Below are 23570 nucleotides of genomic sequence, written 5' to 3' on the forward strand. Positions count from 1 at the left end.
GCCGTCGGCGTTGCGTCGCGGCTGATCTCGAGCCCGGCGACCCGGCTACGCTGAAGCGCTTCGCGCTTGGATGGAATCACCCAGTCGCAGGAGAAGCGGCTCGGATTCAAATAGTGTGACCATATCTCCGCAGTTGGATGATGCTCGTCCCAATTGCGAATTGCGCTAGAGCGTTTTCGAGCGAAGTGGACGCCGGTTCGCGTGAAGAAAACGCGGCAAAACAAATAGATAGAGCATTTCCGCGATTCGAAGAACCGCGGAAATGCGCTAGAGCATGATCGCACCGGTTTTTGGATAGATCATGCTCGAACAAAGACATAGAGCGGGATGACGATTTACCGAAAAATCATCCTGCGCCAGGCGCGAGCTTACTCATGGGAAGGCGGTAGAATGTGATGGCCATCGCGAGCATGACGGGATTTGCTCGAGTCGCGGGCGGCGCCGGCCCATACCGATGGGTATGGGAGTTGAAGACGGTCAATGCCCGGGGCCTGGATATCCGCCTGCGTGTGCCCACGGGCTACGAGGCAGCCGGCGAGGATGTGCGCCAGGCCATCGGCAAGGCGATCCGTCGCGGCAGCTGCCAGGTGGCGCTCAACGTGTCGGTGTCCGAAACCGGCGCCCGCGTCCGCGTCAACACCGCCGCGGCCCAGGCGATCCTCGAGGCGCTGGCCAAGCTCGATGTGCCGGATGGTGTCGGACCGTTGACGCTGGACGGTCTGCTCTCGGTCCGCGGCGTCGTCGAAACCGTCGACATCGACGAAGAAACCTCCGCGGACATCACGGCTGAGCTGACCAGGGACGCGATGCAGGCGGTGGCGGCCCTCGCGGCAGCCCGCGGGGCGGAGGGCAGTGCGCTTCTGTCCCTGCTCGAGGGGCAACTGGCGCGCATCCGCGAGCTGGCGCAAGCAGCTGACCAATGTCCGGCCCGTCGGCCGGAGGCCATCCGCACCAAGCTCGCTGAACAGGTTGCAGCGCTCACCGAGGCCTCCACCACGCTCGACCCGCAGCGGCTCCACCAGGAGGCCGTGCTGCTGGCGACCAAGGCCGACGTGCGCGAGGAGATCGACCGGCTCGTCACGCACGTCGCGGCGGCGCGGGCGCTGCTGGCTGAGGGCGGGGCCGTCGGGCGGCGGCTGGACTTCCTGGCGCAAGAGTTCTCGCGTGAGGCCAACACCCTGTGCGCCAAGGCCAACGATGTGTCGCTCTCCGCCATCGGGCTGGAGCTGAAGAGCGTCGTGGAACAATTCCGCGAGCAGGTCCAGAACGTCGAGTAAGGCCGATGAGCGCTGGCGACCCCACACTTCCGTTTGCCCGGCGGGGGCTGATCCTCATCCTTTCGTCGCCGTCGGGCGCGGGAAAGACGACCCTCACCCGCCTGCTCGCGCAGCGGCCGGAGCTCAATCTGAGATTGTCCATATCTGCCACCACGCGGCTGCGGCGCGCGTCGGAAGTAGATAAGGTCCACTACTTCTTCATGGAGCGCGATGACTTCGTGGCCCAGCGGGACCGGGGTGAGTTCCTCGAATGGGCCGAGGTGCATGGCAACCTCTACGGCACCCCGCGCCGGCCGGTCGAACAGAGCCTGGCCGCCGGCCACGACATGATCTTCGACGTGGACTGGCAAGGCACTTTGCAGGTCGTCGAGAAGCTCCCCGACGACGCGGTGACGGTCTTCATCCTGCCGCCGTCGATGGCCGAGCTGAAGGCGCGGCTGGAACGGCGCGCAGAGGATGCGCCGGCGGTCATTGCCGGCCGGCTCGCTGCCGCGCGCGACGAGATCGCCCGGTGGAGCACCTATCAGTACGTGCTCCTCAACCGCGACCTGGACGAGACGTTCGAGACGTTGTTGGCAATTCTCCGCGCCGAGCGCCAGAAGCGGGAGCGGCAGGTCGGTCTTGCCCCCTTCGTAGAGCAACTGCTGGTCGAACAGATCTGATCTCTCAGGCGGTCTGCCCGTCGAGGGCGCGGGCGAGCCGCACGAAGCCCGCAACCGGGATGGTTTCGGCCCGGGCAGTCGGATCGAGGCCAGCGGCCTCGATCAACGGCAGCGGGTCCGACCGCAGCGACTTGAGGCTTTGCCGCAGCATTTTGCGGCGTTGGCCGAAGGCGGCCTGGGTGACGACCTCGAGTGCGCCCAGGCGGCATGGGGCGGGCGACAGCCTGGGCGTCAGCTGTACCACCGTCGAGGTGACCTTGGGCGGTGGAACGAAGGCCGAGGCCGCGACGTCGAACAGGATGGATGCCTCGGTGCGCCAGCCGCACAGCACGCCGAGCCGGCCGTAGTCGCTGGGCCTGCGCTCGTCAGCCACGATCCGCTGCGCCACCTCCTTCTGGAACATCAACGTCAGCTGCTGCCAGCGGGGCGGCCATGCCTCGGCGGTGATCCAGCCCACCAGCAGGGCGGTGCCGACGTTGTAGGGGAGATTGGCGACGATGCGCACGGGACCGGCCTGCGGACCGACGGCCTCGGCGATGTCGACCTGCATGGCATCGGCGTCGATCGTGGAGAGACGGCCGGGATAGCGCAGGGCGATCTGCTCGAGAGCCGGGCGGCAACGGGCGTCACGCTCGATGGCGACGACGCGCTCGGCCCCGCAGCTCAGGAGCGCACGCGTCAGTCCACCGGGACCGGGACCGACCTCGACGACGGTTACGCCGTCGAGCGGCCCGGCGGCGCGGGCGATGCGGGCCGTGAGGTTTAGGTCGAACAGGAAATTTTGCCCGAGCGAGCGCTTGGGCGCCAGGCCGTGCGCGGCGACCACTTCGCGCAGCGGTGGCAGATCGTCGATCACGGCCGGGCAAGCCGATGCGCGAGGTGAAGCGCCGCGATCAGGCTGTCGGCCCGCGCCACGCCGCGTCCGGCGATATCGAAAGCGGTACCGTGGTCGGGCGAGGTCCGCACGAAAGGCAGGCCGAGGGTCACGTTCACACCGTCGTCGAAGGCGAGTGTCTTGATCGGGATCAGGGCCTGATCGTGATACATGCAAAGTGCCGCGTCGTAGCCGCGGCGTGCGCGCGCGTGGAACAGCGTGTCGGCCGGCAGCGGGCCGCTTGCATCGATGCCCTCGCTGCGGAGCAGGGCCACGGCCGGCTTGACCACTGCCGCGTCCTCCGTGCCCAGGGCCCCGTCCTCGCCCGCGTGTGGGTTGAGCCCGGCGACGGCAATGCGTGGCGTGGATATGTGGAAGCGAGCCGCGAGTTCGCGGGCGACGATGCGCCCGGTCTCGACGATGAGCTCTGTCGTGAGCAATTCCGGAACGCGCCGCAGCGGCACGTGGATCGTCACCGGCACGACCGCCAGCGCGTCGCACCACAGCATCATCACCGGGCGGAGCGGGGGGGCGCCGGCGGGGGTGGCCAGATGCGCCAGATATTCGGTATGCCCCGGATGACGGAAGCCGGCCGCGTAGAGGACGTGCTTGGCGATGGGGTTGGTCACGACGGCAGCGGCTCGCCCGGCTGAGGTCAAGGCGACCGCCTGATCGATGGCCGCGATGGTGGCGGCTGCGGTGGCCGCCGTTGGCCGGCCGGGCCGGTTCGCGACGGTGTGGCCGAGCGGCAGGACCGGCAGCCCTTCGCCGAACGCCGCCGCCGCGTCCTCCGGCCGTCGGATCACGGCGACTTGCACGGCAAGGCCACACGATCTCGCCCGCTGCTCGATCAGCGCGGGATCGGCCAGCAGCACGAAGGCGGGAAGGCCCGCCTCGCGGCCGGCCGCCCAGGCCTTGACGGCGATCTCTGGGCCGATGCCGGCCGGCTCGCCCATGGTCAGCGCCAGCGGCAGCGCCGCCAGGCTCGTCACTGGGAGACGCCGTCCTGGGTCGAGGTGCCAAGGTTCTGGCTGAGCTGCGCGGCACCGAAGGTCGCCAGCTCGAGGCGGACCAGGATCGTCTGGTTGTTGCCGCGGATGCCCGTGGTCGGATCGTTGTAGGTGTTCGAATAGCTGATGGCGAACGTGGTGCACTCGTCCCTGTACATGGCGCCCACCGAGGTGGAAGCGACATTTCCGAAGGGCGTGCGCAGGTAGTTGCTCGCCACGGGATTGGCGTAGAAGTTGTAGGTGTTGTTCTTGTCGCCGTTCAAATCGAACAGGACCGACCCGGTGAGCGTCCAGTTCGGCGTGATGTTGTAGGCCGCCGACGTGAGGAGGCCCTCGCGGCGGGTGGGAATCGCCAGGTTCGGCTGTGCCGCATAGCGCCCGTAGGTGATGGCCGTGCTCAGTTTGCCGAAGTTGAGATTGGTCGACACCTCAAGCCGCTTGAGCGCGAACGTCTCCTGATCGAAGCGACCGCGTGCCGTCACCGAGTACATTGGGTCGGGCGCGACATGGACGCGCCCGACGTAGTCCGACGCCCGCTTGTCCAGCCCCGAATCGAGACCGGTATTGGATGGGTCGTTGTAGCCTTGCTCGAACGAGTTCTTGCCGGCGACCTGGTATGATTGGCCGAACAGCAGGTCGGCGTAGCCGCCTTTGTCCGTGGTGATGGTGTACTTGGCGCCGTAGTTGGCCCGCACGCCGCCTTCGACACGATCGTAGCCGGAGAACTTGTTCCACTCGAAGATCGTGGTGTCGTCGAAGACTAGGCTCTGCGAGTCCTCGTTCGGCAGGCTGCCGATGCGGGTCTCATTGGGCCGGGCGATGATCTGGGCGATGGGCTCGATCGTGTGCGTGCCGAGCGTGTCGGTGACGCTGACCAGCGGGAAGCGGTATTCCAGGCCCACCGCCGGCATGACGCGGCCGAGCACGTCGGCGTTCGTGTCGACGAAGTTCGGCACGTACTGGTTGAGCGGGCCGTTGATGTCGGCCTTGAGCCAGGTGCCGTCCATGCGGAAGGATGCGAACGGTGTCCAGGTCTGCCCGAGCGGATCGATGAAGGTGCGACGCCAGCTCACCTCGGCCGTGGCGCGGGAATAGGTGCCCGCCACGCCCTGCATGATGCACTGGCCCTTCACGAAATGGGTGCAGTTGCCGTAATACCCGAGATAGTTGTTGAGCGGTGCCGGCGTCTGCTGGAAGTAGGCTTGGTCGCGCGTCAGGCTGGTGACGTTGGCGTTGAGCGTCACCTCGCCGCCGAGCCAGGAGGGGCCGGCGATCCGCTTGTCGTAGTCCAGAACCGGGTGGACCACCGGCTGCTGCTTCTGCCAGTCGGTGCTCGACAGGCCCTTGAAGTAGTAGCCACGCAGGTCGAAGAAACCGGTCTCGCTGTCACCAGTCAGGAAGACGGTCGACGTCGACTCGCGGAAATACGTGCCCGAGATGCTCTCCGACTTGATTTTGTAGTTCTGGAAGAACCACTTGTCGGTCATGGCAGCGACGTCCCAGCCCCACTGCCATTGCTGGTTGATGAAGAAGCGTCCGGTCGACTCGATCGAGCCACGGAAGCGCTCGTCGCCCGGCCCGAGCGGCGAGGGCAGGAACGCGTCCATGTCGTTCTGGAAGATGCCGGCGGCGCGAATGTTGTAGCTGCCGTTGAGCAGCCGGTGGCGCCACTCCACCTCGCCGAGGAAGCCCTGCCGCGTCAGCACCGTTGGCGTGACCGTCAGATCCATGTTGGGCGCGATGTTGATGAAATAGGGGAGACCGACGCCGTAGCCGAGCGCGCTCGAGGCGAGGTAGTGCGGAGCCAGGAAGCCGGTTTTCCGCTTTACCGTCGGGTCCGGCGACGAGATGTAGGGGATATAGGCGAGCGGAATGCCCGCGAACTCGATGGTCGCGTCCTCGTAGTAGATCATCCGCTCGGTGTTGTTGTGGATGATCTTGGCGGCGCGCACCTGCCAGAGCGGCGGCCGCTCGGGGTTCTCGGCGCAGGGCTCGCAGGCCGTGTACGTGCCCTTCTCGAACACCATCGTCTCGCCGCCGGTGCGCTCGGCGCGCGGGGCCGCGAAACGCGTCGTCACCGGCTTGCCGCCCATGACCGCCGTACGCTGCACGCGCAGGGAGTCGATGAAGCCGTCCTTGAAATCGTCTGTGAGCTCGAACCGATCGCCGGTCACCACCGTGCCGTCGGTCTCGGTGATGCGGGCATTGCCCTTGGCGAAGACGCGCTTGGTGCCGCGGTCGTAGATGACCTCGTCGGCCTGCAGCGTGCGCCCCTGATAGTGAAGCTGCACGTCGCCGATCGCCGACACGGTGTTCTTGTCGTCGTTGTAGACGATCTGACCGGCCTCGACGAGCAGCTTGTCCTTTTCGCCGGACTGATTGACCTTGGCCTGAAGGGCCTCGTTCAGGGTCTGGGCCGACGCCACGGCCGGCAGCATGGCGGACAGCAACGCTGCCGCGATCGCAAGGCTGCTGACCATGCCGATGGTTCGTCTCATACCCTTGTTCCGCCCAAGCCCGCTTCCGCGGATCATTGTTAGCCGTCCTCCTGATAGAGGAGGGCAAGCGTACCAAGCAAGCTGCCGACCACGGCAGGGAACCACGCCGCGACGGCCGGCCCGATCAGGCCCGACCCGCCTAAATCCTGCATGAGCTCCGTCGCAACATAAAGCATGAACCCGGCGACCACTCCACTCAGAACCATCTTGGCTACGCCACCAAATCGAAAAAACCTTAAGGAAACGGATGCGGCAACGAACACCATGGCGACGAAGAGGAGTGGCCGCGCCACCAGCACGTCCCATTGCAGACGATAGCGCGTCGCGTCGAGCCCTGCTTTCTGAGTCCGTTCGATAACCGACGGCAGTTGCCAGAATGGCACGCTCTCGGGCGGCGTGAACGATTGCCGCACCTGGTCCGGCTCCAGGCCGCTCGCCAGCATGTAGCTGCTGAAGCTCTCGGGCTCTTCGCCCGGTGCGATGACGCGGGCGTCGCTCAGTTCCCAGAAGCCGTCACGCAGGGTGGCGCTCTTGGCCTCGATCCGCTCCCGGAACGATCCGCCTTGGTCGAACATGAAGAAGGTCACTCGGTTGAGCGTCGTTGAATTTTCCACCACCTGATCGGCGCGGATGATCGCCTGGCCGTCGACGCTGTGCTGGCGCAGCCACTGCTCCTTGTCGGGCTCGAATTTTTGGCTCTTGGCGAAGACGCGGGCCTCCATCTGGGAGGCCTGCTGCTTCAGGAACGCCGACAGCGGATTGTAGGCTGTGATCGAGACGACGCCGATGGCGGCCGCCACGAACACTCCCGGCTGCAGGAACTCCCACGCCGACACGCCGGCGGCCCGGGCGACCACGAGTTCCAGCTTGCGACTGAGGTTGAGCAGTGCGGCCATGGCGCCGAACAGGATGGCGAAGGGCAACACCTGCTCGGCGACGCTCGGTGTGCGGAAGAGGGCGAGTGTCGCCATCATTGAGGCCGAGGCGCCCGGAGCGTCGCCGGCGCGCCGCATCAGCTCCACGAAATCGAGCGTATAGATGAGCGCGAACACCGTGCCGAAGACCGCGAAGATCATGCGGAGGAAGCGCACCGACAGATAGCGGCCGAGGGTGGGCCCGATCAACATCAGGCGCGCCCGAGCCGCAGCGGCACGAGCCGCTCCATAAGCTGCTGCCGGACGGCGTCGGCCCGGCTGAGCCATGCGCTCACCACCGGTCCGTAGAAGATCGCCAGCAGCGACAGCCCGCAGCCGAGCAGCGGCGTCGCATAGATCGCGGCGACGGCGAAGGGTGAGCGCACGGCGGCGCTGGACGCTGCAAAGCCGATGACGCGCAGGGCGACGACGCCGATCACGGCGAACGCCATGGCAACGCCGCGTCCCTGGCGCGTGGTGCGCGCCTCGCCGAGCGCCGCGAAGGCGATCAGCATGAACGCGATCGGATAGAGCGGCGCCGCGAAGCGGTCGTGCAACTCGGCCCGGAAGCGACCCGCCTGCATCTTATAGTAGGCGTCCTTGGTGTCGGGAAACAGCAGGTCACCGGTCGATCGCTCGCGCGGCTTGTAGACCACGTCGGCGCCGTCCTGACCGAAGGCGGAGAGATCGATGGCGTAGCGGTCGAAGGCGACGATGGCACTGTCGTGATTGCCGTCCTGACGCTGGATGTTGCCCTTCTCGAGCACGAGGTAGCTCTGACCGTCGAAATCGACGGTCTGTCCCCGCTCGGCCAGGTAGACCACCGTCTTGCCCTTCTCGCGGCGATCCTGAAAGAAGATGCCGAGCAGCGTGTCGCCGGAGCGTTCGCGATAGTGGAACGTGATGCCCGAATCGAGCGTCGTGAACTGCCCTTCCTTCACGATGTTGGCGACGAAATCCGCCCGGATTTTGGTGACGAGGTCTCGCAATCCCTGGAAGCTGTTGGGCATGAGCCAGATGGTCATCCAGCCGATGATGGCCGCGACGATAAGCGCAGACACTGCGAACGGACGCAGCAGGCGCGCCGGCGGGATGCCTGCCGCGCTCATCACGATCAATTCCGAATCGCCGTTGAGCTTGTTGAGCGCGTAGGTGGTGCCGATGAACAGCGCGACGGGCGCAATCACGGTGATGAGTGCCGGCAGGGACAGGGCCGTGACGGTGAAGAACACCACGATCGTCTGTCCCTTGCCGGTGAGCAGGTCCATCTGCTTCAGCGCCTCGGTGATCCAGATCACCAGCGTGAGGGCCAGCAGGCAACCCGCGAAACTGACGAAGACATTCCTGAAAATGTATCGTTCAATCAATGACATACGCGATCTCTGCCGAGGTCCTGCAGCCGTCTCGCTGCAGTGCACGATAACATGCCATGCTACCGCTGGCGGGCGACGAAGGCACTTTCAAGGCGCCAGCCGCAGGCGTTTTCCACGGCTGGTGCTATATGACAACGATATGCCCTGGATTCGAGTGGGCGGCGGTCGAGGTCGGCATGAGCGAACGAGTGAAGGTGGAGTTCAAGGGCTTTGAGCGCATCCAGGGGGGCGATGTGGTCGCCTTCGTGGGCGAGGGGCTCGACTTGGCGCCGGCGGCCGCGCAACTCCTGGGGCCGGCGGCGCAACCGCTGGTGCGCCGGGCCGCGGAGGTCGAGCGCTTCAAGGCCAAGCCGCGTAGCGCCCTTGTTCTGGCGGCGCCGGCCGGTCTCGACCTGGACCGGCTGATCATCGTCGGTGTCGGCGACAACGACGACCGGGCCAAGCTCGATTACGTCACGCTCGGCGGTGCGGTGATGGGCAAGCTGGCCGCTGATCGTCCCGCCACCGTGATCTTCGACCTGCCAGCCACCGGCAAGGGCGGGTCCGAAGCGGCCTCCGCGGACGCCTTGGCGGCCGCCGATATTGGCCTTGGGCTGCGGCTGCGCGCCTACAAGTTCGACCGGTACAAGACCAAGAAGGGCGACGATGCAGACGCCAACGGCGGCGCGCCGGCTCGCGTGACGATCCTCGTGGCGGATCCGAGCGAGGCCAAGAAGCGGGGCCGCTCGCGCGAGGCCGTCGCCGCCGGCGTCGTGCTGGCGCGCGATCTGATCAACGAGCCGCCGAACGTGCTGCATCCGGAGGAGTTTGCCGACCGCGCGACCCAGCTCGAAAAGCTGGGCGTCGACGTGGAGGTGCTCGACGAGAAGCAACTCAAGAAACTCGGCATGCGGGCGCTGCTCGGGGTCGCGCAAGGGTCCAAGCGGGAGGCGCGCGTCGTTGTCATGCGCTGGAACGGCGGCCGCGACGGCGACCGGCCGGTCGCCTTCGTCGGCAAGGGCGTGTGCTTCGACAGCGGCGGCATCTCGATCAAACCGGGCGCCGGCATGGAAGACATGAAGGGCGACATGGGCGGCGCGGCGTGCGTCGTCGGCCTGATGCAGGCGCTTGCCAGCCGCAAAGCCAAGGTCAACGTCGTCGGTGCCGTCGGCCTGGTCGAGAACATGCCGGACGGCAACGCGCAGCGCCCCGGCGACATCGTCACCTCCATGTCCGGCCAGACCATCGAGATCATCAATACCGACGCCGAGGGCCGGCTGGTCCTCGCCGACGTGCTCTGGTATGTGCACGACCGCTTCGATCCCACCTTCATGGTCGACCTGGCGACGCTGACGGGCGCCATCATCGTGTCCCTCGGGCACGAGCACGCCGGCCTGTTCTCCAACGACGACGCTCTCGCCGAGCGGCTCATCGCCGCCGGGATCGCGACAGGCGAGACGGTGTGGCGCATGCCCTTGGGCAAAGCCTACGACAAGCTGATCGATTCGAAGTTCGCCGACATGAAGAACACCGGCGGGCGCAACGGCGGCTCGATCACCGCTGCTCAGTTCCTGCAGCGTTTCGTGGAGAAGACGCCCTGGGCGCATCTGGACATCGCCGGCACGGGCATGGGCGTACCGGCGAGCGACATCAACCAGTCATGGGGGCCGGGCTGGGGCGTGCGGCTGCTCGACCGGCTCGTCCGCGACAACTACGAGGGCTGAGCCGGCCGGGCACGCGCCGCAGGTCCGGCAGGGAGGGAGCGATGCCGGTCACCGTCGAGAGGGATGGACCCGTTACCACCATCATCCATTCGCGCCCGAAGGCGCGCAATGCGATGAACGACGAGCACGCGATCGCGCTGTATGAGGCGTTCCTTGCCTTCGAGCGCGATCCGGAGGCATCGGTGGCGGTGTTCTTCGGTGCCGGCGGCGTGTTCTGCGCCGGCTGGGATCTCAAGCAGGCGGCCAGCCGCGTCGGCGTCGAGAATCCGTTGGCATCCATGGATTTCAAGCCCGGCGAGAGCAACTCGCGAGGTCCCATGGGGCCGAGCCGGTTGGACCTCGGCAAGCCGGTGATCGCCGCCGTTGCGGGGCCGGCGGTGGCCGGCGGCATGGAGCTTGCGCTCTGGTGCGACCTGCGGGTGATGGAGGAGGATGCCTATTTCGGGGTCTATTGCCGGCGCTGGGGCGTGCCGCTGATCGACGGCGGCACCGTGCGGTTGCCGCGTATCGTCGGGCAGGGCCGGGCGCTCGACCTGATCCTGACCGGCCGCAAGGTGGAGGCTGACGAGGCCCTGGCCATCGGCCTTGCCAACCGCGTGGTGCCGCGCGGGCAGGCTCGGCCGGCGGCCGAGGAATTGGCCCACCAGATCGCCCGCTTCCCGCAGGCGTGCATGCGGGCCGACCGCGCGTCGGCCTATGCGCAATGGGACCATACGGTGGAGGACGCGCTACGGATCGAGTGGCAGACTTCCGCGTCGATGGTAGAGCGGGAAGGGGCCGCGGGCGCGGCCCGGTTCGCCGCAGGCAAAGGCCGGGGCGGCGACTTTTCCAGCATTTGACCAGCCGGCGATGACCGAGGTGCTATTCTATCACCTGTTGCGGCAGCCGCTGGAAGCGGTGCTGCCGACGCTGCTGCAGAAGAGCATCGCGCGCGGCTGGCGGGTCGTGGTGGAAGTCGGAGACGAGGAGCGGCTGGCGTCCCTGGACGACCATCTGTGGACCTATTCCGACGACAGCTTCCTGCCGCACGGCACGGCACGGGAGCCCGATGCGGCCGATCAACCGATCGTGTTGGCGACGGGCCCGGACAATCCCAACGGCGCCCGCGTGCGCTTTGTTGTCGCCGGGGCGAGCGCCCCGGACGCGCTCGACGGCTACGAGCGCGTGGTGCTGATCTTCGACGGCCGGGACGAGGATGCGCTCGCCGCGGCCCGCGCCGACTGGCGCCGGGTCAAGTCGGCCGGCGCCGAGGCGACGTATTGGCAGCAGGACGAGGACGGTCGCTGGGGCCGCAAGGCGTAGGGGTGCACCCAACCGGCGCGAGGCGCCGGATTCACAATACGGACGTCTTTACCCGGCAGAGGAGCGCCCATGAGCTACTCGTCGTCCGCCTGCTTCATGGTCGCCTGGCTGGCCATCGCCCCGATCGCCGCTGCCCAGGACCGCAGCGGCCAGCCGCCGAGGCGCCCCGCGGAGCAGACGTCCGAGCGCGCCGCCGCGGCATCGGAGCGGCTGCCCGCCGACTCGATCACCCACCACGAGCTGAAACTGCCGGGTCGCACCTTGCGCTACACGGCGACGGCCGGCAGCCTTCCGCTCGTCGATCCCAAGGGCAAGCTGCTCGCCGAGATCGCCTACGTGGCCTATGTCCTCGACGGTGAGCCGGGCGAGCGCCGGCCGATCACCTTCGCCCTCAACGGCGGCCCGGGCGCCTCGTCGGCCTATCTGCACCTCGGCTCGCTCGGCCCGAGGCGCCTGCCGTTCGGCAGCCAGGGCGACACGCCTTCCGACACGCCGGCGCTGGTGGACAACGCCGACACCTGGCTCGACTTCACCGACCTCGTCTTCATCGACCCGGTGGGGACGGGCTTCAGCCGCTTCGCGGAGCCCAGCGAGGACTTGCGCAAGCAGTTCTGGTCGGTGGACGGCGACGCGCGCGCGTTGTCCCGCACCATCGCCAAATACCTCGCTCGCAGCGGCCGCCTCACGTCACCCAAATATCTCGTCGGCGAAAGCTATGGCGGCTTCAGGCTGCCCAAGATCGCGAGCCTGTTGCAGACCAGCGAGGGCGTCGGCGTATCCGGTCTCGTCATGCTGTCGCCGGTGCTCGACTTCTCGCTCCTGACGGATGGCCCGACCAAGCTGCTGACGACGGCGGCGCTGCTGCCGTCCATGGCGGCGGCGAAGCTGGAGCGCGAGGGTAAGCTCAGCGCCGACGCGATGGCGGCCGTCGAGCGCTATGCCAGCGGTGATTATCTGACGGATCTGGTACGCGGTCCTCGCGACAAGGAAGCCGTCGCTCGCATCGTCGATCGCGTGAGCGAACTGACGGGCCTCGACCGCAGCCTGGTCGAGCGTCTGGGCGGGCGCATCGACGCGCGGACCTTCGCGCGCGAATTCTATCGCGGCAGCGGCCGCGTCGGCAGCAGCTACGACGTGCTCGTGTCCAGCCCGGATCCCTATCCGAACGACGCGCGCACGCGCTACGAGGACCCCATCCTGGAAGCCGCGACCGCTCCCCTCACCAGCGCGGCCGTGGACTATCTGTCGCGCACGCTGAACTGGGCTCCCGACGCCCGCTACAACCTGCTCAGCGAGGAGGTGAACCGGGGCTGGAATTGGGGCGGCGGCTTGAGCCCACCCGAGGTGCTGAGCGATCTGCGATCGGCGCTGGCGCTCGATGAGAAACTCAAGGTCCTCACCGTGCACGGCTTCACCGATCTGGTGACTCCCTATTTCGAGTCCAAGCTGGCGCTGGCGCAGCTGCCGCAGATCGGTGCGACCGATCGCGTTCGATTCGAGGTGTTCCCCGGTGGCCATATGTTCTATTCGAGGGACGGATCGCGCTCGCGCTTCCGCGAGGCGGTGAGGCGGCTCTATCAGCCGTCGACCGGCGAGGGCGGCCAACGCCCCAATGGAACATTGCGTGACTGATGTGATCGAGTCCGGGTCCCCCCGCCCGGGTTGCGGCGGCCTGTGCCGTTCCCTGCGCTCCCTCCCGCGGCTGGCGCCCCTGGCGCTGCTCCTCGTCGGCCTGGGCGGCTGCTCCTTCGACATGGACGGTTTTGCCTTCGGCAACGACAAGTCGGTCACGGCCCACGTCGGCACCAGCGAGCCGCTGCTCGGGCCCGACGGGCGCTGCACGGCTGACGTCAACGTCAGCCCATCGGCCCTGGGACAGTCGCGTCCGGGCGTCGAGATCGGCATGACCGAGTGTGAATTGGTGCGTCTCAAGGGACAGCCGAACGACGTGCTGGTCGGCGAAAGCGGCAAGGGCCAGCGCGAGGTGCAGGTGCTCTACCAGGAGCCTACGGGCAAGAAGCTCTTCATGTTCACCGACAACAAGCTCACCCGCGTGGTCGAGTGAGCGCCGGACTCAACAGGGTCGAGCAGGTACCGGGCCGGCGCACATCTTCCCGGAGATGGGCTGGCGCCGTGCCGAAATGCTCAGAACAATTGATCCCGAAAGAGGTGTTTCCACCGACCGAGACAAGTTAGAGCATTTCGCCATTGACGAGATCACCCAAGGCGCAGAACTGCTCGTCGTCTCTTGAATCTTTAGTGGAGCGCTTCTTCTGCGCTTGCGTGGTTCCACCCTATCACCATGCGGCCCTAGGGCATTTTCGAGCGAAGCGGACGCCGGTTCGCGTGAAGAAATGTCACAAAACAAATAGGTAGAGCATTTCCGCGATTCGGAGAAACGCGGAAATGCTCTACCCGGTCGTCGACAGTTCGGCGCCCATGACCAGCGTCACCGCCCCGTCCAAAAGCGGTGCCGCCGTCTCGAAGAAGCGGGCGACGACGGCGGATCCGTTGTGACTGTCCATGGCCGCCTGATCGGCATAGCGCTCATAGGTCGTGAACAGGCAGGGATCGCCGCCATCCTGGCTTACGAAATAGCCGATCGTCCCCGGCTCGTTGGCGCGTGCGTGGGCGGCGACGGCAAGTAGCCCATCGCGCATGGCGTGCTCCGCGCCTGGCTTGACTCGGATGATCGCGGTCACCGTGTGCATAGGGCTTGCTCCCGATTGGTTGCGGCCAAGGACCTCCCATACCACAGCCGGCGCGCCGTCACGCGCTGGCGGCCTCGATCTCGCTGGAGACCGTCAGCCATTCGTCTTCGGCGGTCGCGAGCGCCTGGGCCGCGTCGGCGCGCATTTTCGAGAGCTCGGCGGCCTTGGCCGGGTTCCTGGCGAACGTGTCGGGAGTGGCCAGCGCCGTGTCGACCTTCTCGATGGCGGCGCTCAGCTTGCCGATCCGCGTTTCCAGCACGTCGAGGCGCTTGCGGAGGGGCGCCAGCGCCTGGCGTCGCTCGGCCGTCTGGCGACGGCGGTCGGCCTGTTCGCCGCCACTCGTCGTGTTGCTCCGCTCCGGCGCCGGACCGGTCAGGACCAGCTTGCGATAGTCGTCCAGATCGCCGTCGAACGTGCGCACGGTGCCCTCGGCGACCAGCCAAAGCCGCTCGACACAGGCTTCCACCAGAAAACGGTCGTGGCTGACGAGGATGACGGCGCCGGGATAGTCGTTGATCGCCTCCATCAGCGCCTGGCGGCTGTCGATGTCGAGATGGTTGGTCGGCTCGTCAAGGATGAGCAGGTGCGGACCCTCGAAGGCCGCGAGCCCCATGGTGAGGCGGGCCCGCTCACCCCCCGAGAGGGCGCTCACCGGCGTATCGCCCTTCTGTCCGGGAAGCCCCATCTGCGCCGCCCGAGCCCGGATCTTGGCTTCAGGGGCGCCGGGCATGAGCTCCGCCACGTGCTGGAAGGGCGTCGCGCCCGGCGTGAGCTCATCGAGCTGATGCTGGGCGAAGTAGGCGACGGAAAGCTTGCTCGACCGGGTCAAAGTGCCGGCGAGCGGAGCGAGCCGACCGGCCAGCAGCTTGGCGAAGGTCGATTTGCCGTTGCCGTTTTGCCCCAGCAGGGCGACGCGGTCGTCGGGCGACAGACTGAGGTTCAGGCCGCGCAGCACCGTGCGATCGCCGTAGCCGGCAGCGACCCCCTCCATGGCGATCAGCGGCGGCGCCAGGGCGCGCGGCGGCGCCGGCAGGTTGAACGGCAGCACCTCCTCGTCGGTCATGGCCGCGATCGGCTCCATCTTCTCCAGCCGTTTCAGCCGCGACTGGGCCTGCCGCGCCTTGGAGGCTTTGGCCCGGAAGCGGTCGACGAAGGCCATGAGGTGCTTGCGCTCGGCCTCCTGCTTGCCGCGGGCGGCGGCCTGCAGCGCCATTTTCTCGCGCCGCTGGCGGTCGAACGCGGTGTAGCCGCCGCGGTAGAGCGTGAGCTTGCCGCGATCGAGATGCAGGATGTGATCGACGGCCTCGTCGAGGAGCTCGCGGTCGTGACTGATGACGATCGCCGTATGCCGGTAACGGCCGAGAAAGTCGTAGAGCCAGAGAGTGCCCTCGATATCCAGGTAGTTGGTCGGTTCGTCGAGCAGCAGCAGGTCCGGCTCGGAAAACAGCACGGCGGCGAGGGCGACCCGCATGCGCCAGCCGCCCGAGAACGACGCGCACGGCCTCGTCTGAGCCGCCGCGTCGAAGCCGAGCCCGTGCAGGATGGAGGCGGCGCGCGCCGGCGCGGAATGGGCGTCGATGTCGATCAGGCGCGTCTCGATGTCGGCCCGGCGCATGGGGTCACCGGTGGTCTCCGCCTCGGCCATCAGGGCGGCGCGCTCGGTGTCGGCAGCAAGCACGACCTCTAGCAAGGTCTCCGGGCCACCTGGCGCTTCCTGGGCGACGGCACCGATGCGCCGGTGGCGGGGCAGCGACACGCTGCCGCTCTCCGACGCGATGTCGCCGAGCAGCAGGCGAAACAGGGTCGACTTGCCCGCGCCGTTACGGCCGACGAGGCCGACGCGCGCGCCATCCGGAACGGCGGCGCTCGCCTTGTCGAACAGGACCCGTGGCCCAAGCCGGTAGGTGAGGTCGTTGATATGAAGCATCGACGGCTTTTGCCGCTACGGTCCCCGCGGTGCAAGCACGCAGCCCGGTCAGGCGCCCGGGAGGGGCGGCAACAGGGGTGCTTCGCGATCTTTGTGCACGGCCGCCGCAATGTCGCCGGCTTCGCGCCGCGGCGCCGCCTCGTCCGAGCGGCGTCATGCCTGTGGATAACCCCTTGATTCGCTGTGGAGTACATGCGCCGCCACCTCTCCCGTCCCGCTCTCTTGCTGGTCATCGTTGCCTTGGCCTGCGGCACGCTCGCAGTGCTCGATGCCTCAGCCCGCCAGCGCAGCGAGGCCCGGGCTCTGTTCGTCCCGCTGCTACGCCGCTAGAGCTTTCGAGCGAAGTGGACGCCGGTTCGCGTGAAGAAAACGCGACAAAACAAACAGATAGAGCATTTCGGCGATTCGAGGAAACGCGGAAATGCTCTAGATCGCTTCATCGAAGGCTGTTTCGTGGTCGCGACGCCTGATTCGGACGGCTCGCCTCTGGGCGGTTGCTTTTCGAGAGGTCCGGGCGCGTCGTTGCGCTGGCGCGGCCAGTGCGATTCGCGAGGGCTCAAGGCCCGGAACCGCCCGGCCGCTTGACGTTGCCCACCCCCGGCCCGAGCATGCCGGTCGAGGGCGGCGTAGGCTTTGGCGGTCTCAGGGCGGCGCGGCATCGCTGCGTCCGAGCATCGGATGCGTTCAAGATCGGGTGGCTTGGTTCGGGCCCGATGCTCTTGGGGGGGCAATACCGTGGTTTCGCTGGTGCGCGTGCCGTTTTTCAAGGACGCAGGTATCGACCTGACGCCGTTCGAGCAACGTTGCCATTGGCGCAAGTTCGATGTTGACGAGATCCTCGTCGACTTCGAGGACACGTCGACGGACGTCTTCTTCATCGTCGGCGGCGATGTCCGCATTCTGATTCGCACGCAGGCGGGCAAAGAGATCATCCTGGGCGAGATGCGGGGCGGGCAGTTCTTTGGCGAACTGGCTGCCATCGACGGCGTCGGCCGCTCCGCCAATGTGACCGCGCTGACGCGGGGCGAGGCATGCATCGTGCCCGCCCACGTCTTCCGCGAGATGATCTATGCGGCGCCGCCGCTCGCCGAGCGGATCATGCGGCTGCTGGCCGGGCGGGTCCGCGAGCTCAATGCGCGGCTGATGGAGCATTCGGTGCTCGACCTGCGGCATCGGCTCTACTCCGAGCTGCTGCGGCTCTCGCTGCCGCGCGCCGGCCACGGCAACGAGCGTGTGGTGACGCCGCCTCCCTACCATCACGTGCTGGCCGCGCGTATCGGCTGCCGCCGCGAGCAGGTAACGCGCGAATTCACCACCATGTCGCAAGAGGGGCTCGTGGAGCGGACCCGCGGCGCCCTGGTGCTGAAGAGCCCGCACATTCTCGAAGCCCGCGTGGCCGAAGCCCTGCGCGAAGACGCCTAGAGTCTTTCCGCGTTTCTTCGAATCGCCGAAACGCTCTATCTGCTTGTTTTGGCGCGTTTTCTTCACGCGAACCGGCGTCCACTTCGCTCGAAAACGCTCTGGGGCGTTTCAGCGCCGAGGGCGCACCGGACCGGCCAGTTTGGCGCAGCTGCGACGAGTGCCTGGCCATGAGGCAGGGGCCGCTTGTCGCCCCCGTGGGGCGCCGCTATAAGGCCGCCACTTTCCCTGACCCGTGACCCGTTTTCCGCGAGTGAACCGCATGGCCCTCGAGCGCACATTCTCCATTCTCAAGCCCGACGCAACGGAACGTAACCTGACCGGTGCGATCAACGATGTGATTGAAAAAGCCGGTCTGCGGATCGTCGCGCAAAAGCGCGTCCGCATGACCCGGGAGCAGGCCGAGACCTTCTACGGCGTGCATCGCGAGCGGCCGTTCTTCGCTGAGCTGGTCGCGTTCATGACCGCCGCGCCGGTGGTCGTCCAGGTGCTGGAGGGCGAGGGCGCCATCGCGCGCTATCGCGAGGTGATGGGCGCCACGAACCCGGCCAACGCAGCGGAGGGCACCATCCGCAAGCTGTTCGCCAGGTCGGTTCAGGAGAACTCCGTGCACGGCTCCGATGCGCCGGAGACCGCACAGGTCGAGATCGCCCAGTTCTTCGCCGGGAACGAGATCGTCGGCTGAATAGGTCGGTTGCTTGGGCCGCTGTTGACGCCGCGTCGACAGCGGCCCATACGGCCGTTCCGTCGTCCCGTTCCACACGCAGGGCCTCGCGGCGCGGACCGAGCAGCCGAGCCCAAAGGAGATCACACGTGCGCCTGACTGCCCTTACGCTTTTCGGTCTGCTCGCCGCCACGCAGGCGCTCGCCGGTGCCTCCAGCACGGCGGTCCGCATTCCCGCCAATGATCCGACGGCTGCCAATCTCTCCCCTTACGAGATCAGTTTGCGCGCTTTCGACGCCTGCCAGGTCACCCAGTCCCGCCTGCTGAACACCACGCGCGAGCAGGTGCACACGCCGTGCAGCTGCTACGCCAAGCGCACCGTCGCCAGGATGGACAAGGAGGAGATCGCCGCCTTCCGTCGCACCGGCTACTTCAGCGACAGCGCACGCGCCAAGGCGGTCGAGGCTCTCAATTACTGCAAGCTGAAGAGCCCGTTCTAGAGCATTTCCGCGTTTCTTCGAATCGCCGAAATGCTCTATCTGTTTGATTTGGCGCGTTTTCCTCACGCGAACCGGCGTCCACTTCGCTCGAAAACGCTCTAAACCACAGGCGCACCCGTCGGCGGCTGGCTCGCCTCGGACGGTCAGCTGCTTCGCTCGTCGCGGCCTCATGCCGGCTGAAGCATGTCGCGTTCAGATGGGATCATCTGAATGGAAATGCTCCACGCCAGGCCTGAGGCGCCTCGTTCCGTCCACAGCGGCTCAGTCGACCGTCAGCGACGCCTCGGCCACGGCTTGTGCGTCGGCATAGATCACCCGATCCTGCGCGAGCGTGGCGCGTCCGGCGGCGACCAGGGCGAGGGCCCTGGGGTAGAGGCGGTGCTCCGCGGCCAGGACGCGGGCCGCCAGGGTGTCCGCCGTGTCGCCGAAGCGCACCGGCACGGCGGCCTGGGCAATAATCGGCCCGGCGTCCAGTTCGTGGCTGACGAAATGCACGGTGCAGCCGTGCAGCCGCATGCCGGCGGCCAACGCCCGCTCGTGGGTATGCAATCCCGGTAGCGCGGGCAGCAGCGAGGGGTGGATGTTGATCAACCGCCCGCGCCAGGCCGTAACGAAGGACGGCGTCAGCACCCGCATGAAACCGGCCAGGCAGACGAATTCGACACCTTCCTGGCGCAGCCGTGCGTCGATCGCCTCCTCGAAGGCGGCACGATCGCCTTTAAACGGCCGGTGGTCGACCACCACCGTCGTGATCCCCTGCGCGGCCGCCGTCGCGAGGCCCCCGGCGTCGGGCTGATTGGCCAGGACGAGCACGATGTCGGCTGGATAGTCGGCCCCCTTCGCGGCCTCGATGAGGGCCTCCATGTTGGAGCCGCGACCGGAAATGAGGACGCCGACACGCCGCCGGGCGGTGAGCGGGGTGGGACCCGTCACGTCCTGAGTTGCCCGCGCGTGGTGACCCGGGGCCCGCTGCCGGCGACGACGACCTCGCCGATGCGCAACGCCGTCTCGCCTTCCGCCATCAGCGCCGCCTGAAGCTCGACCGCTCGCTCCCGCGGAACGACGGCGATCATGCCGATGCCGCAGTTGAAGGTGCGCAGCATTTCGCCTTCGGCGATGCCGCCGGTCCGGGCCAGCCAGCCGAACACGGGCGGCGGCTCGATGGCGTCGAGATCGAGGCTCGCCCCCAGCCCGTCCGGAAGCACGCGAGGAATGTTGTCGGGAAAGCCGCCGCCGGTGATGTGCGCCAGCGCCTTGATGCCGTCCGATCGCCGCAGGGCATGCAGGATCGGCTTGACGTAGATGCGGGTCGGGGCCAGCAGCGCCTGTCCCAGGGTGTGGCTGGGGCTGAAGGGGGCCGGCGCGTCCCATCCGAGGCCGGCGTCTGCAACGACCCGCCGCACCAGCGAGAAGCCGTTGGAATGCACGCCTGACGAGGTGAGGCCGATGAGCACGTCTCCGGCGGCGACGTCGGCGCGCGGCAGCAACTGTCCGCGCTCGGCCGCGCCGACGGCAAAGCCGGCCAGATCATAGTCGCCAGCCGCGTACAGCCCCGGCATTTCGGCCGTTTCGCCGCCGATGAGCGCGCAGCCGGCCTCGCGGCAGCCCGCGACGATTCCGGCGACGACCGCCGCGCCGGCCTGGCGGTCGAGCTTGCCAGTTGCGAAATAGTCCAGGAAGAACAGTGGTTCGGCGCCTTGGACGATGAGATCATTGACGCACATGGCGACGAGATCGATGCCGATCGTATCGTGGATGCCGGTCTCGATGGCGATCTTGACCTTGGTGCCGACGCCGTCGTTGGCGGCGACGAGGATCGGATCCCGAAAGCCGGCTGCCTTGAGGTCGAACAGCCCACCGAACCCGCCGATCTCCGCATCGGCTCCCGGCCGCCGCGTGGCACGCACGAGCGGCTTGATGGCCTCCACCATGGCATTGCCGGCGTCGATATCGACGCCTGACGCCGCATAGGTGAGGCGATGTCCGCCCGGTTGCTTGTCCGTCATTGCGCTTGCCGGCTCCACCGTTGCCATCATACCTGGAGATGGGCGCAGGTACGACGGTCGGCGCGCGCGTGCAAGGTCCATCGCGAATCTGTCCTTTGGCGCATAAGTTGGCCGTGGATCCACGCCGATGACACTACCAAACCTTATCACCATTGCGCGCCTGTTCATGGTGCCGCTCGTCGTCGCTGCGATCGGCGCCGGCCGGTGGCAGGCGGCATTCGTGGTGTTCGTCCTGGCGGGCCTCTCGGATGCGGTCGACGGCTTCATCGCCCGGCGCTGGAACATGCGTTCCGAGCTCGGCGCCTACATCGACCCATTCGCCGACAAGGCGCTACTGGTCTCCATTTACGTGGCGCTGTCGGTCGCCGGTGCCCTGCCGGGTTGGGTCGCCATCGTCGTGGTTTCCCGCGACGTCATGATCGTGTCGGCCATCGTCATGTCGTGGCTGCTGGAGCGGCCCATGGCCATGCGCCCCCTCGCGGTCAGCAAGATCAATACGGCGGCGCAGATCGCCTTCGCGGCGATCGTGCTGGCCGCCAATGCGTTCGACCTGCCGTTGGGGCCGGGCTTCGACGTGGGCGTTCTGGTCATCGTCGTCTTGACGCTGCTGTCGGCCGGTGCCTATCTCGCGCTGTGGCTTCGGCACATGGCTGTTTAGGGCGGCGGCGAGCAGGCGCGGGCGGGCCACGACCCGCGGCCGATTGGCGCGGCGTCCGAAGCCGGGCTCCGCTCCGCAGGCGTCCGGCTCGGCGCCCCCCACATCGAACCGGAGACGGCGCAGGCACGTCATGACCATTCAGCGGCAGGTCGTCTTCTGGAGCCTGGCACTACTCGCCGTCGTGCTCACGCTCTTCGCCTTGCGCGATGTGCTGCTGCCGTTCGTGGCCGGGCTCGTACTCGCCTATCTGCTCGATCCGCTGGCCGACCGGCTCGAGCGGCTGCACATCAACCGCTTGGCAGCGACCGTGCTCATCCTCGGCGCCTGCGTCCTCGTGTTCATCCTGGCGCTGATGGTCATCGTGCCGGTGCTCGGCAATCAGCTCGCCGCCTTTCTCGACAAGCTGCCGGCGACCGTCGCGCGCCTCCAGCAACTCGCGGTGGAGCAGGGCGGCCCGCTGCTGCGCCGCATCGGCGGCGACAAGGCCTTGTCGGATATGCAGAGCTCGCTCGGCCAGGTGATGTCGCAGGCGGCGAGCTGGATCGGTCAGTTCCTCACCTCGCTGTGGTCCAGCGGGCAGGCGGTGATCGGCATTGTTTCGCTGATCGTGGTGACGCCTGTGGTCGCCTTCTACCTCCTCATCGACTGGGACCGCATGGTCGCGACCGTCGACGGCTGGGTTCCGCCGCGCCACCGCCCCACGGTGCGCATGCTGGCCCACGAGATCGACATGGCGATCGCGGGCTTCCTGCGCGGCCAGGCGCTGGTCTGCCTGTGTCTGGGCACGTTCTACGCGCTCGGTCTCACCGCCGTCGGGCTGAATTTCGGCATCCTGATCGGGCTCGGCAGCGGCTTGCTGACCTTCATTCCCTATGTCGGATCGTTGACCGGCTTCGTCGTGTCGCTCGGCGTCGCCATCGTCCAATTCTGGCCCGACTGGACCATGATCGCGGCGGTCGCCGCCATCTACATCGTCGGCCAGTTCGTCGAGGGCAACGTGCTGTCGCCGCTGCTCGTCGGCGACGCGGTCGGTCTGCATCCGGTCTGGCTGATGTTCGCGTTGTTCGCCTTCGGCTCTCTGTTCGGCTTCGTCGGGGTGCTGCTCGCGGTGCCTCTGGCGGCGGCCGTCGGCGTACTGATCCGCTTCGGCCTGCGGCAGTATCTGAACAGTCCATACTACGATGATGCCGCGGCGCCCGAGACGCCGGCGCCCAAGACGCCGGCGTCCAAGCCCTCCGCCTCGTCCGATGCCCATGCCGCCTGACGGGGGCGGCGCGCCGGAGCGGCGCTATGGCTAAGGACGCTCGTCAATTGACATTGCCGTGGCCGGTCGACGCCCGCCTCGAGCTGGACGATTTCCTGGTGGGCGAGGCGAACGCGCAGGCATTGGAGCTGGTGATGCGGTGGCCGGATTGGCCGGAGCCGGTGCTGCGTCTGGCGGGGCCGCCAGGTGTGGGTAAAAGCCATCTCGCCGCGATCTTTGCCAAGCATGCCGGCGCCACGCGCCTGGCCGGAGTGGAGCTCGACGCGGATGCCGTTCTCGGCCTCGACGCCGCCCGCCCATTGGTGGTGGACCCCTGTGACCGGGGGCTCGCCGACGAGCATGCGCTCTTCCATCTGCTCAACCGCATCCGGGCCAACCGCGGCAGCGCGTTGCTGGTGGGCGCCCTCGCGCCCCAGCACTGGGGACTGGAGACGGCCGATCTGGTGTCGCGCCTGCGGCTGTCGCCGGTCGTCGAGATCGCGGCGCCGGACGACGCGATGTTCAAGGCGATACTGGTCAAGCTGTTCCACGACCGGCAGCTTGTCGTCGATGCGGCTGTCGTCGACTATCTCGCTCTGCGCCTGGAGCGCTCCGTGGCCCGGGCGCGCGAGATCGTCGGTTTGCTCGACGGTCAGGCCCTGAGCCTGGGGCGGCGCATCACCCGGCCGATGGCGGCCGAGGTTCTGCGGCTGGCCGGGTCGATCGGCGCGATAGAATCCGAAGGGGGGGATGGGGAATGACAAAGGCGCCGACACGTACTCCTGCGGGCCGGGCAACGCGGCGCGTCGCCGTGCGCCGGTCGCCGCCG

The 23570-nt window shown here is 67.4% G+C and carries 22 protein-coding genes; 13 read left to right on the top strand and 9 right to left on the bottom strand.

Going from position 1 to position 23570, the window contains the following annotated elements; all coding sequences use genetic code 11:
* The first annotated feature begins 395 nt into the window (after positions 1 to 395).
* Together IEW34_RS14595 and gmk are read left to right on the top strand one after the other, a co-directional pair.
* Positions 396 to 1277: a YicC/YloC family endoribonuclease gene (locus IEW34_RS14595; protein WP_188609943.1), complete on the top strand. Its 882-nt coding sequence runs from the start codon at positions 396 to 398 to the stop codon at positions 1275 to 1277.
* Between the two features lie 5 nt (positions 1278 to 1282).
* Positions 1283 to 1939, top strand: coding sequence for a guanylate kinase (gene gmk / locus IEW34_RS14600; protein ID WP_188609944.1), 657 nt, complete (start codon positions 1283 to 1285; stop codon positions 1937 to 1939).
* 4 nt (positions 1940 to 1943) lie between these two features.
* Here the strand turns inward: gmk and rsmA are convergent, their stop codons facing one another.
* The 5 genes from rsmA to lptF are packed head-to-tail and all read right to left on the bottom strand — an operon-like array spanning position 1944 to position 8608.
* Positions 1944 to 2795, bottom strand: coding sequence for a 16S rRNA (adenine(1518)-N(6)/adenine(1519)-N(6))-dimethyltransferase RsmA (gene rsmA / locus IEW34_RS14605; RefSeq protein WP_188609945.1), 852 nt, complete (start codon positions 2793 to 2795; stop codon positions 1944 to 1946).
* Entirely contained in the window at positions 2792 to 3805 is a 1014-nt protein-coding gene (pdxA, locus tag IEW34_RS14610) for a 4-hydroxythreonine-4-phosphate dehydrogenase PdxA (protein ID WP_188609946.1), read from the bottom strand. Before pdxA ends, rsmA begins: the two co-directional genes overlap by 4 nt.
* Positions 3802 to 6321 carry an LPS-assembly protein LptD gene (locus IEW34_RS14615; RefSeq protein ID WP_188609947.1) on the bottom strand — a complete coding sequence of 840 codons (2520 nt, stop codon included), beginning with the start codon at positions 6319 to 6321 and terminating at the stop codon, positions 3802 to 3804. The genes pdxA and IEW34_RS14615 overlap by 4 nt, the downstream gene beginning before the upstream one ends.
* A 38-nt stretch (positions 6322 to 6359) precedes the next feature.
* Entirely contained in the window at positions 6360 to 7448 is a 1089-nt protein-coding gene (lptG, locus tag IEW34_RS14620) for an LPS export ABC transporter permease LptG (protein WP_188609948.1), read from the bottom strand.
* Positions 7448 to 8608, bottom strand: coding sequence for an LPS export ABC transporter permease LptF (gene lptF / locus IEW34_RS14625; RefSeq protein WP_188609949.1), 1161 nt, complete (start codon positions 8606 to 8608; stop codon positions 7448 to 7450). The genes lptG and lptF overlap by 1 nt, the downstream gene beginning before the upstream one ends.
* A 176-nt stretch (positions 8609 to 8784) precedes the next feature.
* Here lptF and IEW34_RS14630 point away from each other — a divergent pair, with 176 nt between their 5' ends.
* The 5 genes from IEW34_RS14630 to IEW34_RS14650 all read left to right on the top strand — a co-directional run bounded on the left by IEW34_RS14630 (position 8785) and on the right by IEW34_RS14650 (position 13678).
* Complete coding sequence (locus IEW34_RS14630; RefSeq protein ID WP_188609950.1) at positions 8785 to 10311, top strand: leucyl aminopeptidase; 1527 nt, start codon at positions 8785 to 8787, stop codon at positions 10309 to 10311.
* A 41-nt stretch (positions 10312 to 10352) separates the two neighbouring features.
* A complete protein-coding gene (locus IEW34_RS14635) occupies positions 10353 to 11150 on the top strand; it encodes a crotonase/enoyl-CoA hydratase family protein (protein WP_188609951.1) in 798 nt (265 codons plus the stop codon).
* A gap of 10 nt (positions 11151 to 11160) precedes the next feature.
* Complete coding sequence (locus tag IEW34_RS14640) at positions 11161 to 11613, top strand: DNA polymerase III subunit chi (RefSeq protein ID WP_188609952.1); 453 nt, start codon at positions 11161 to 11163, stop codon at positions 11611 to 11613.
* Between the two features lie 69 nt (positions 11614 to 11682).
* Positions 11683 to 13245: a S10 family peptidase gene (locus tag IEW34_RS14645; RefSeq protein ID WP_244641991.1), complete on the top strand. Its 1563-nt coding sequence runs from the start codon at positions 11683 to 11685 to the stop codon at positions 13243 to 13245.
* Positions 13238 to 13678: a hypothetical protein gene (locus IEW34_RS14650; protein WP_188609953.1), complete on the top strand. Its 441-nt coding sequence runs from the start codon at positions 13238 to 13240 to the stop codon at positions 13676 to 13678. The genes IEW34_RS14645 and IEW34_RS14650 overlap by 8 nt, the downstream gene beginning before the upstream one ends.
* Before the next feature lie 346 nt (positions 13679 to 14024).
* Here the strand turns inward: IEW34_RS14650 and IEW34_RS14655 are convergent, their stop codons facing one another.
* Together IEW34_RS14655 and IEW34_RS14660 are read right to left on the bottom strand one after the other, a co-directional pair.
* Positions 14025 to 14324 (bottom strand): putative quinol monooxygenase, encoded by a 300-nt coding sequence (locus IEW34_RS14655; RefSeq protein ID WP_188609954.1) that lies wholly within the window; start codon positions 14322 to 14324, stop codon positions 14025 to 14027.
* A gap of 58 nt (positions 14325 to 14382) precedes the next feature.
* A complete protein-coding gene (locus tag IEW34_RS14660) occupies positions 14383 to 16251 on the bottom strand; it encodes an ABC-F family ATP-binding cassette domain-containing protein (RefSeq protein WP_188609955.1) in 1869 nt (622 codons plus the stop codon).
* A 744-nt stretch (positions 16252 to 16995) separates the two neighbouring features.
* On the opposite strand from IEW34_RS14660, the gene IEW34_RS14665 reads away from it, so the two are divergent.
* From IEW34_RS14665 to IEW34_RS14675, 3 genes are all read left to right on the top strand, one after another.
* Positions 16996 to 17673 (top strand): Crp/Fnr family transcriptional regulator, encoded by a 678-nt coding sequence (locus IEW34_RS14665; RefSeq protein ID WP_244642024.1) that lies wholly within the window; start codon positions 16996 to 16998, stop codon positions 17671 to 17673.
* A 259-nt stretch (positions 17674 to 17932) separates the two neighbouring features.
* Entirely contained in the window at positions 17933 to 18355 is a 423-nt protein-coding gene (gene ndk / locus IEW34_RS14670; protein WP_188609957.1) for a nucleoside-diphosphate kinase, read from the top strand.
* A 128-nt stretch (positions 18356 to 18483) separates the two neighbouring features.
* Positions 18484 to 18834, top strand: coding sequence for a hypothetical protein (locus IEW34_RS14675; RefSeq protein WP_188609958.1), 351 nt, complete (start codon positions 18484 to 18486; stop codon positions 18832 to 18834).
* Positions 18835 to 19095: 261 nt separating this feature from the next.
* Here IEW34_RS14675 and purN read toward each other — a convergent pair whose 3' ends face one another.
* Together purN and purM are read right to left on the bottom strand one after the other, a co-directional pair.
* Positions 19096 to 19767 (bottom strand): phosphoribosylglycinamide formyltransferase, encoded by a 672-nt coding sequence (gene purN / locus IEW34_RS14680; RefSeq protein WP_280516293.1) that lies wholly within the window; start codon positions 19765 to 19767, stop codon positions 19096 to 19098.
* Complete coding sequence (gene purM / locus IEW34_RS14685; RefSeq protein ID WP_188609959.1) at positions 19764 to 20840, bottom strand: phosphoribosylformylglycinamidine cyclo-ligase; 1077 nt, start codon at positions 20838 to 20840, stop codon at positions 19764 to 19766. The genes purN and purM overlap by 4 nt, the downstream gene beginning before the upstream one ends.
* Positions 20841 to 20967: 127 nt before the next feature.
* On the opposite strand from purM, the gene IEW34_RS14690 reads away from it, so the two are divergent.
* The 3 genes from IEW34_RS14690 (at position 20968) to IEW34_RS14700 (ending at position 23502) form a co-directional block, all read left to right on the top strand.
* On the top strand, positions 20968 to 21498 hold the full coding sequence (locus IEW34_RS14690) for a CDP-alcohol phosphatidyltransferase family protein (protein WP_188609960.1): 531 nt from the start codon (positions 20968 to 20970) through the stop codon (positions 21496 to 21498).
* A gap of 130 nt (positions 21499 to 21628) precedes the next feature.
* The gene (locus IEW34_RS14695) at positions 21629 to 22762 is read left to right on the top strand and encodes an AI-2E family transporter (RefSeq protein WP_188609961.1); all 1134 of its coding nucleotides are present in this window, start codon (positions 21629 to 21631) and stop codon (positions 22760 to 22762) included.
* 26 nt (positions 22763 to 22788) lie between these two features.
* A complete protein-coding gene (locus IEW34_RS14700) occupies positions 22789 to 23502 on the top strand; it encodes a P-loop NTPase family protein (protein WP_188609962.1) in 714 nt (237 codons plus the stop codon).
* Positions 23503 to 23570 lie beyond the last annotated feature (68 nt).

It is taken from the genome of Chelatococcus reniformis (assembly GCF_014640075.1).
Classification (GTDB): Bacteria; Pseudomonadota; Alphaproteobacteria; order Rhizobiales; family Beijerinckiaceae; genus Camelimonas; species Camelimonas reniformis.

What these genes read in the sequence shown, in the direction of transcription:
- IEW34_RS14640 (WP_188609952.1), top strand. Translation starts at nt 11,161, where the DNA reads ATGACCGAGGTGCTATTCTATCACCTGTTGCGGCAGCCGCTGGAAGCG.
- IEW34_RS14695 (WP_188609961.1), top strand. Translation starts at nt 21,629, where the DNA reads ATGACCATTCAGCGGCAGGTCGTCTTCTGGAGCCTGGCACTACTCGCC.
- IEW34_RS14655 (WP_188609954.1), bottom strand. Translation starts at nt 14,324, where the DNA reads ATGCACACGGTGACCGCGATCATCCGAGTCAAGCCAGGCGCGGAGCAC.
- gmk (WP_188609944.1), top strand. Translation starts at nt 1,283, where the DNA reads ATGAGCGCTGGCGACCCCACACTTCCGTTTGCCCGGCGGGGGCTGATC.
- lptG (WP_188609948.1), bottom strand. Translation starts at nt 7,448, where the DNA reads ATGTTGATCGGGCCCACCCTCGGCCGCTATCTGTCGGTGCGCTTCCTC.
- ndk (WP_188609957.1), top strand. Translation starts at nt 17,933, where the DNA reads ATGGCCCTCGAGCGCACATTCTCCATTCTCAAGCCCGACGCAACGGAA.
- IEW34_RS14690 (WP_188609960.1), top strand. Translation starts at nt 20,968, where the DNA reads ATGACACTACCAAACCTTATCACCATTGCGCGCCTGTTCATGGTGCCG.
- IEW34_RS14700 (WP_188609962.1), top strand. Translation starts at nt 22,789, where the DNA reads ATGGCTAAGGACGCTCGTCAATTGACATTGCCGTGGCCGGTCGACGCC.
- IEW34_RS14635 (WP_188609951.1), top strand. Translation starts at nt 10,353, where the DNA reads ATGCCGGTCACCGTCGAGAGGGATGGACCCGTTACCACCATCATCCAT.
- IEW34_RS14595 (WP_188609943.1), top strand. Translation starts at nt 396, where the DNA reads ATGGCCATCGCGAGCATGACGGGATTTGCTCGAGTCGCGGGCGGCGCC.
- purM (WP_188609959.1), bottom strand. Translation starts at nt 20,840, where the DNA reads ATGACGGACAAGCAACCGGGCGGACATCGCCTCACCTATGCGGCGTCA.
- IEW34_RS14660 (WP_188609955.1), bottom strand. Translation starts at nt 16,251, where the DNA reads ATGCTTCATATCAACGACCTCACCTACCGGCTTGGGCCACGGGTCCTG.
- IEW34_RS14630 (WP_188609950.1), top strand. Translation starts at nt 8,785, where the DNA reads ATGAGCGAACGAGTGAAGGTGGAGTTCAAGGGCTTTGAGCGCATCCAG.
- IEW34_RS14615 (WP_188609947.1), bottom strand. Translation starts at nt 6,321, where the DNA reads ATGAGACGAACCATCGGCATGGTCAGCAGCCTTGCGATCGCGGCAGCG.
- IEW34_RS14645 (WP_244641991.1), top strand. Translation starts at nt 11,683, where the DNA reads ATGAGCTACTCGTCGTCCGCCTGCTTCATGGTCGCCTGGCTGGCCATC.
- lptF (WP_188609949.1), bottom strand. Translation starts at nt 8,608, where the DNA reads ATGTCATTGATTGAACGATACATTTTCAGGAATGTCTTCGTCAGTTTC.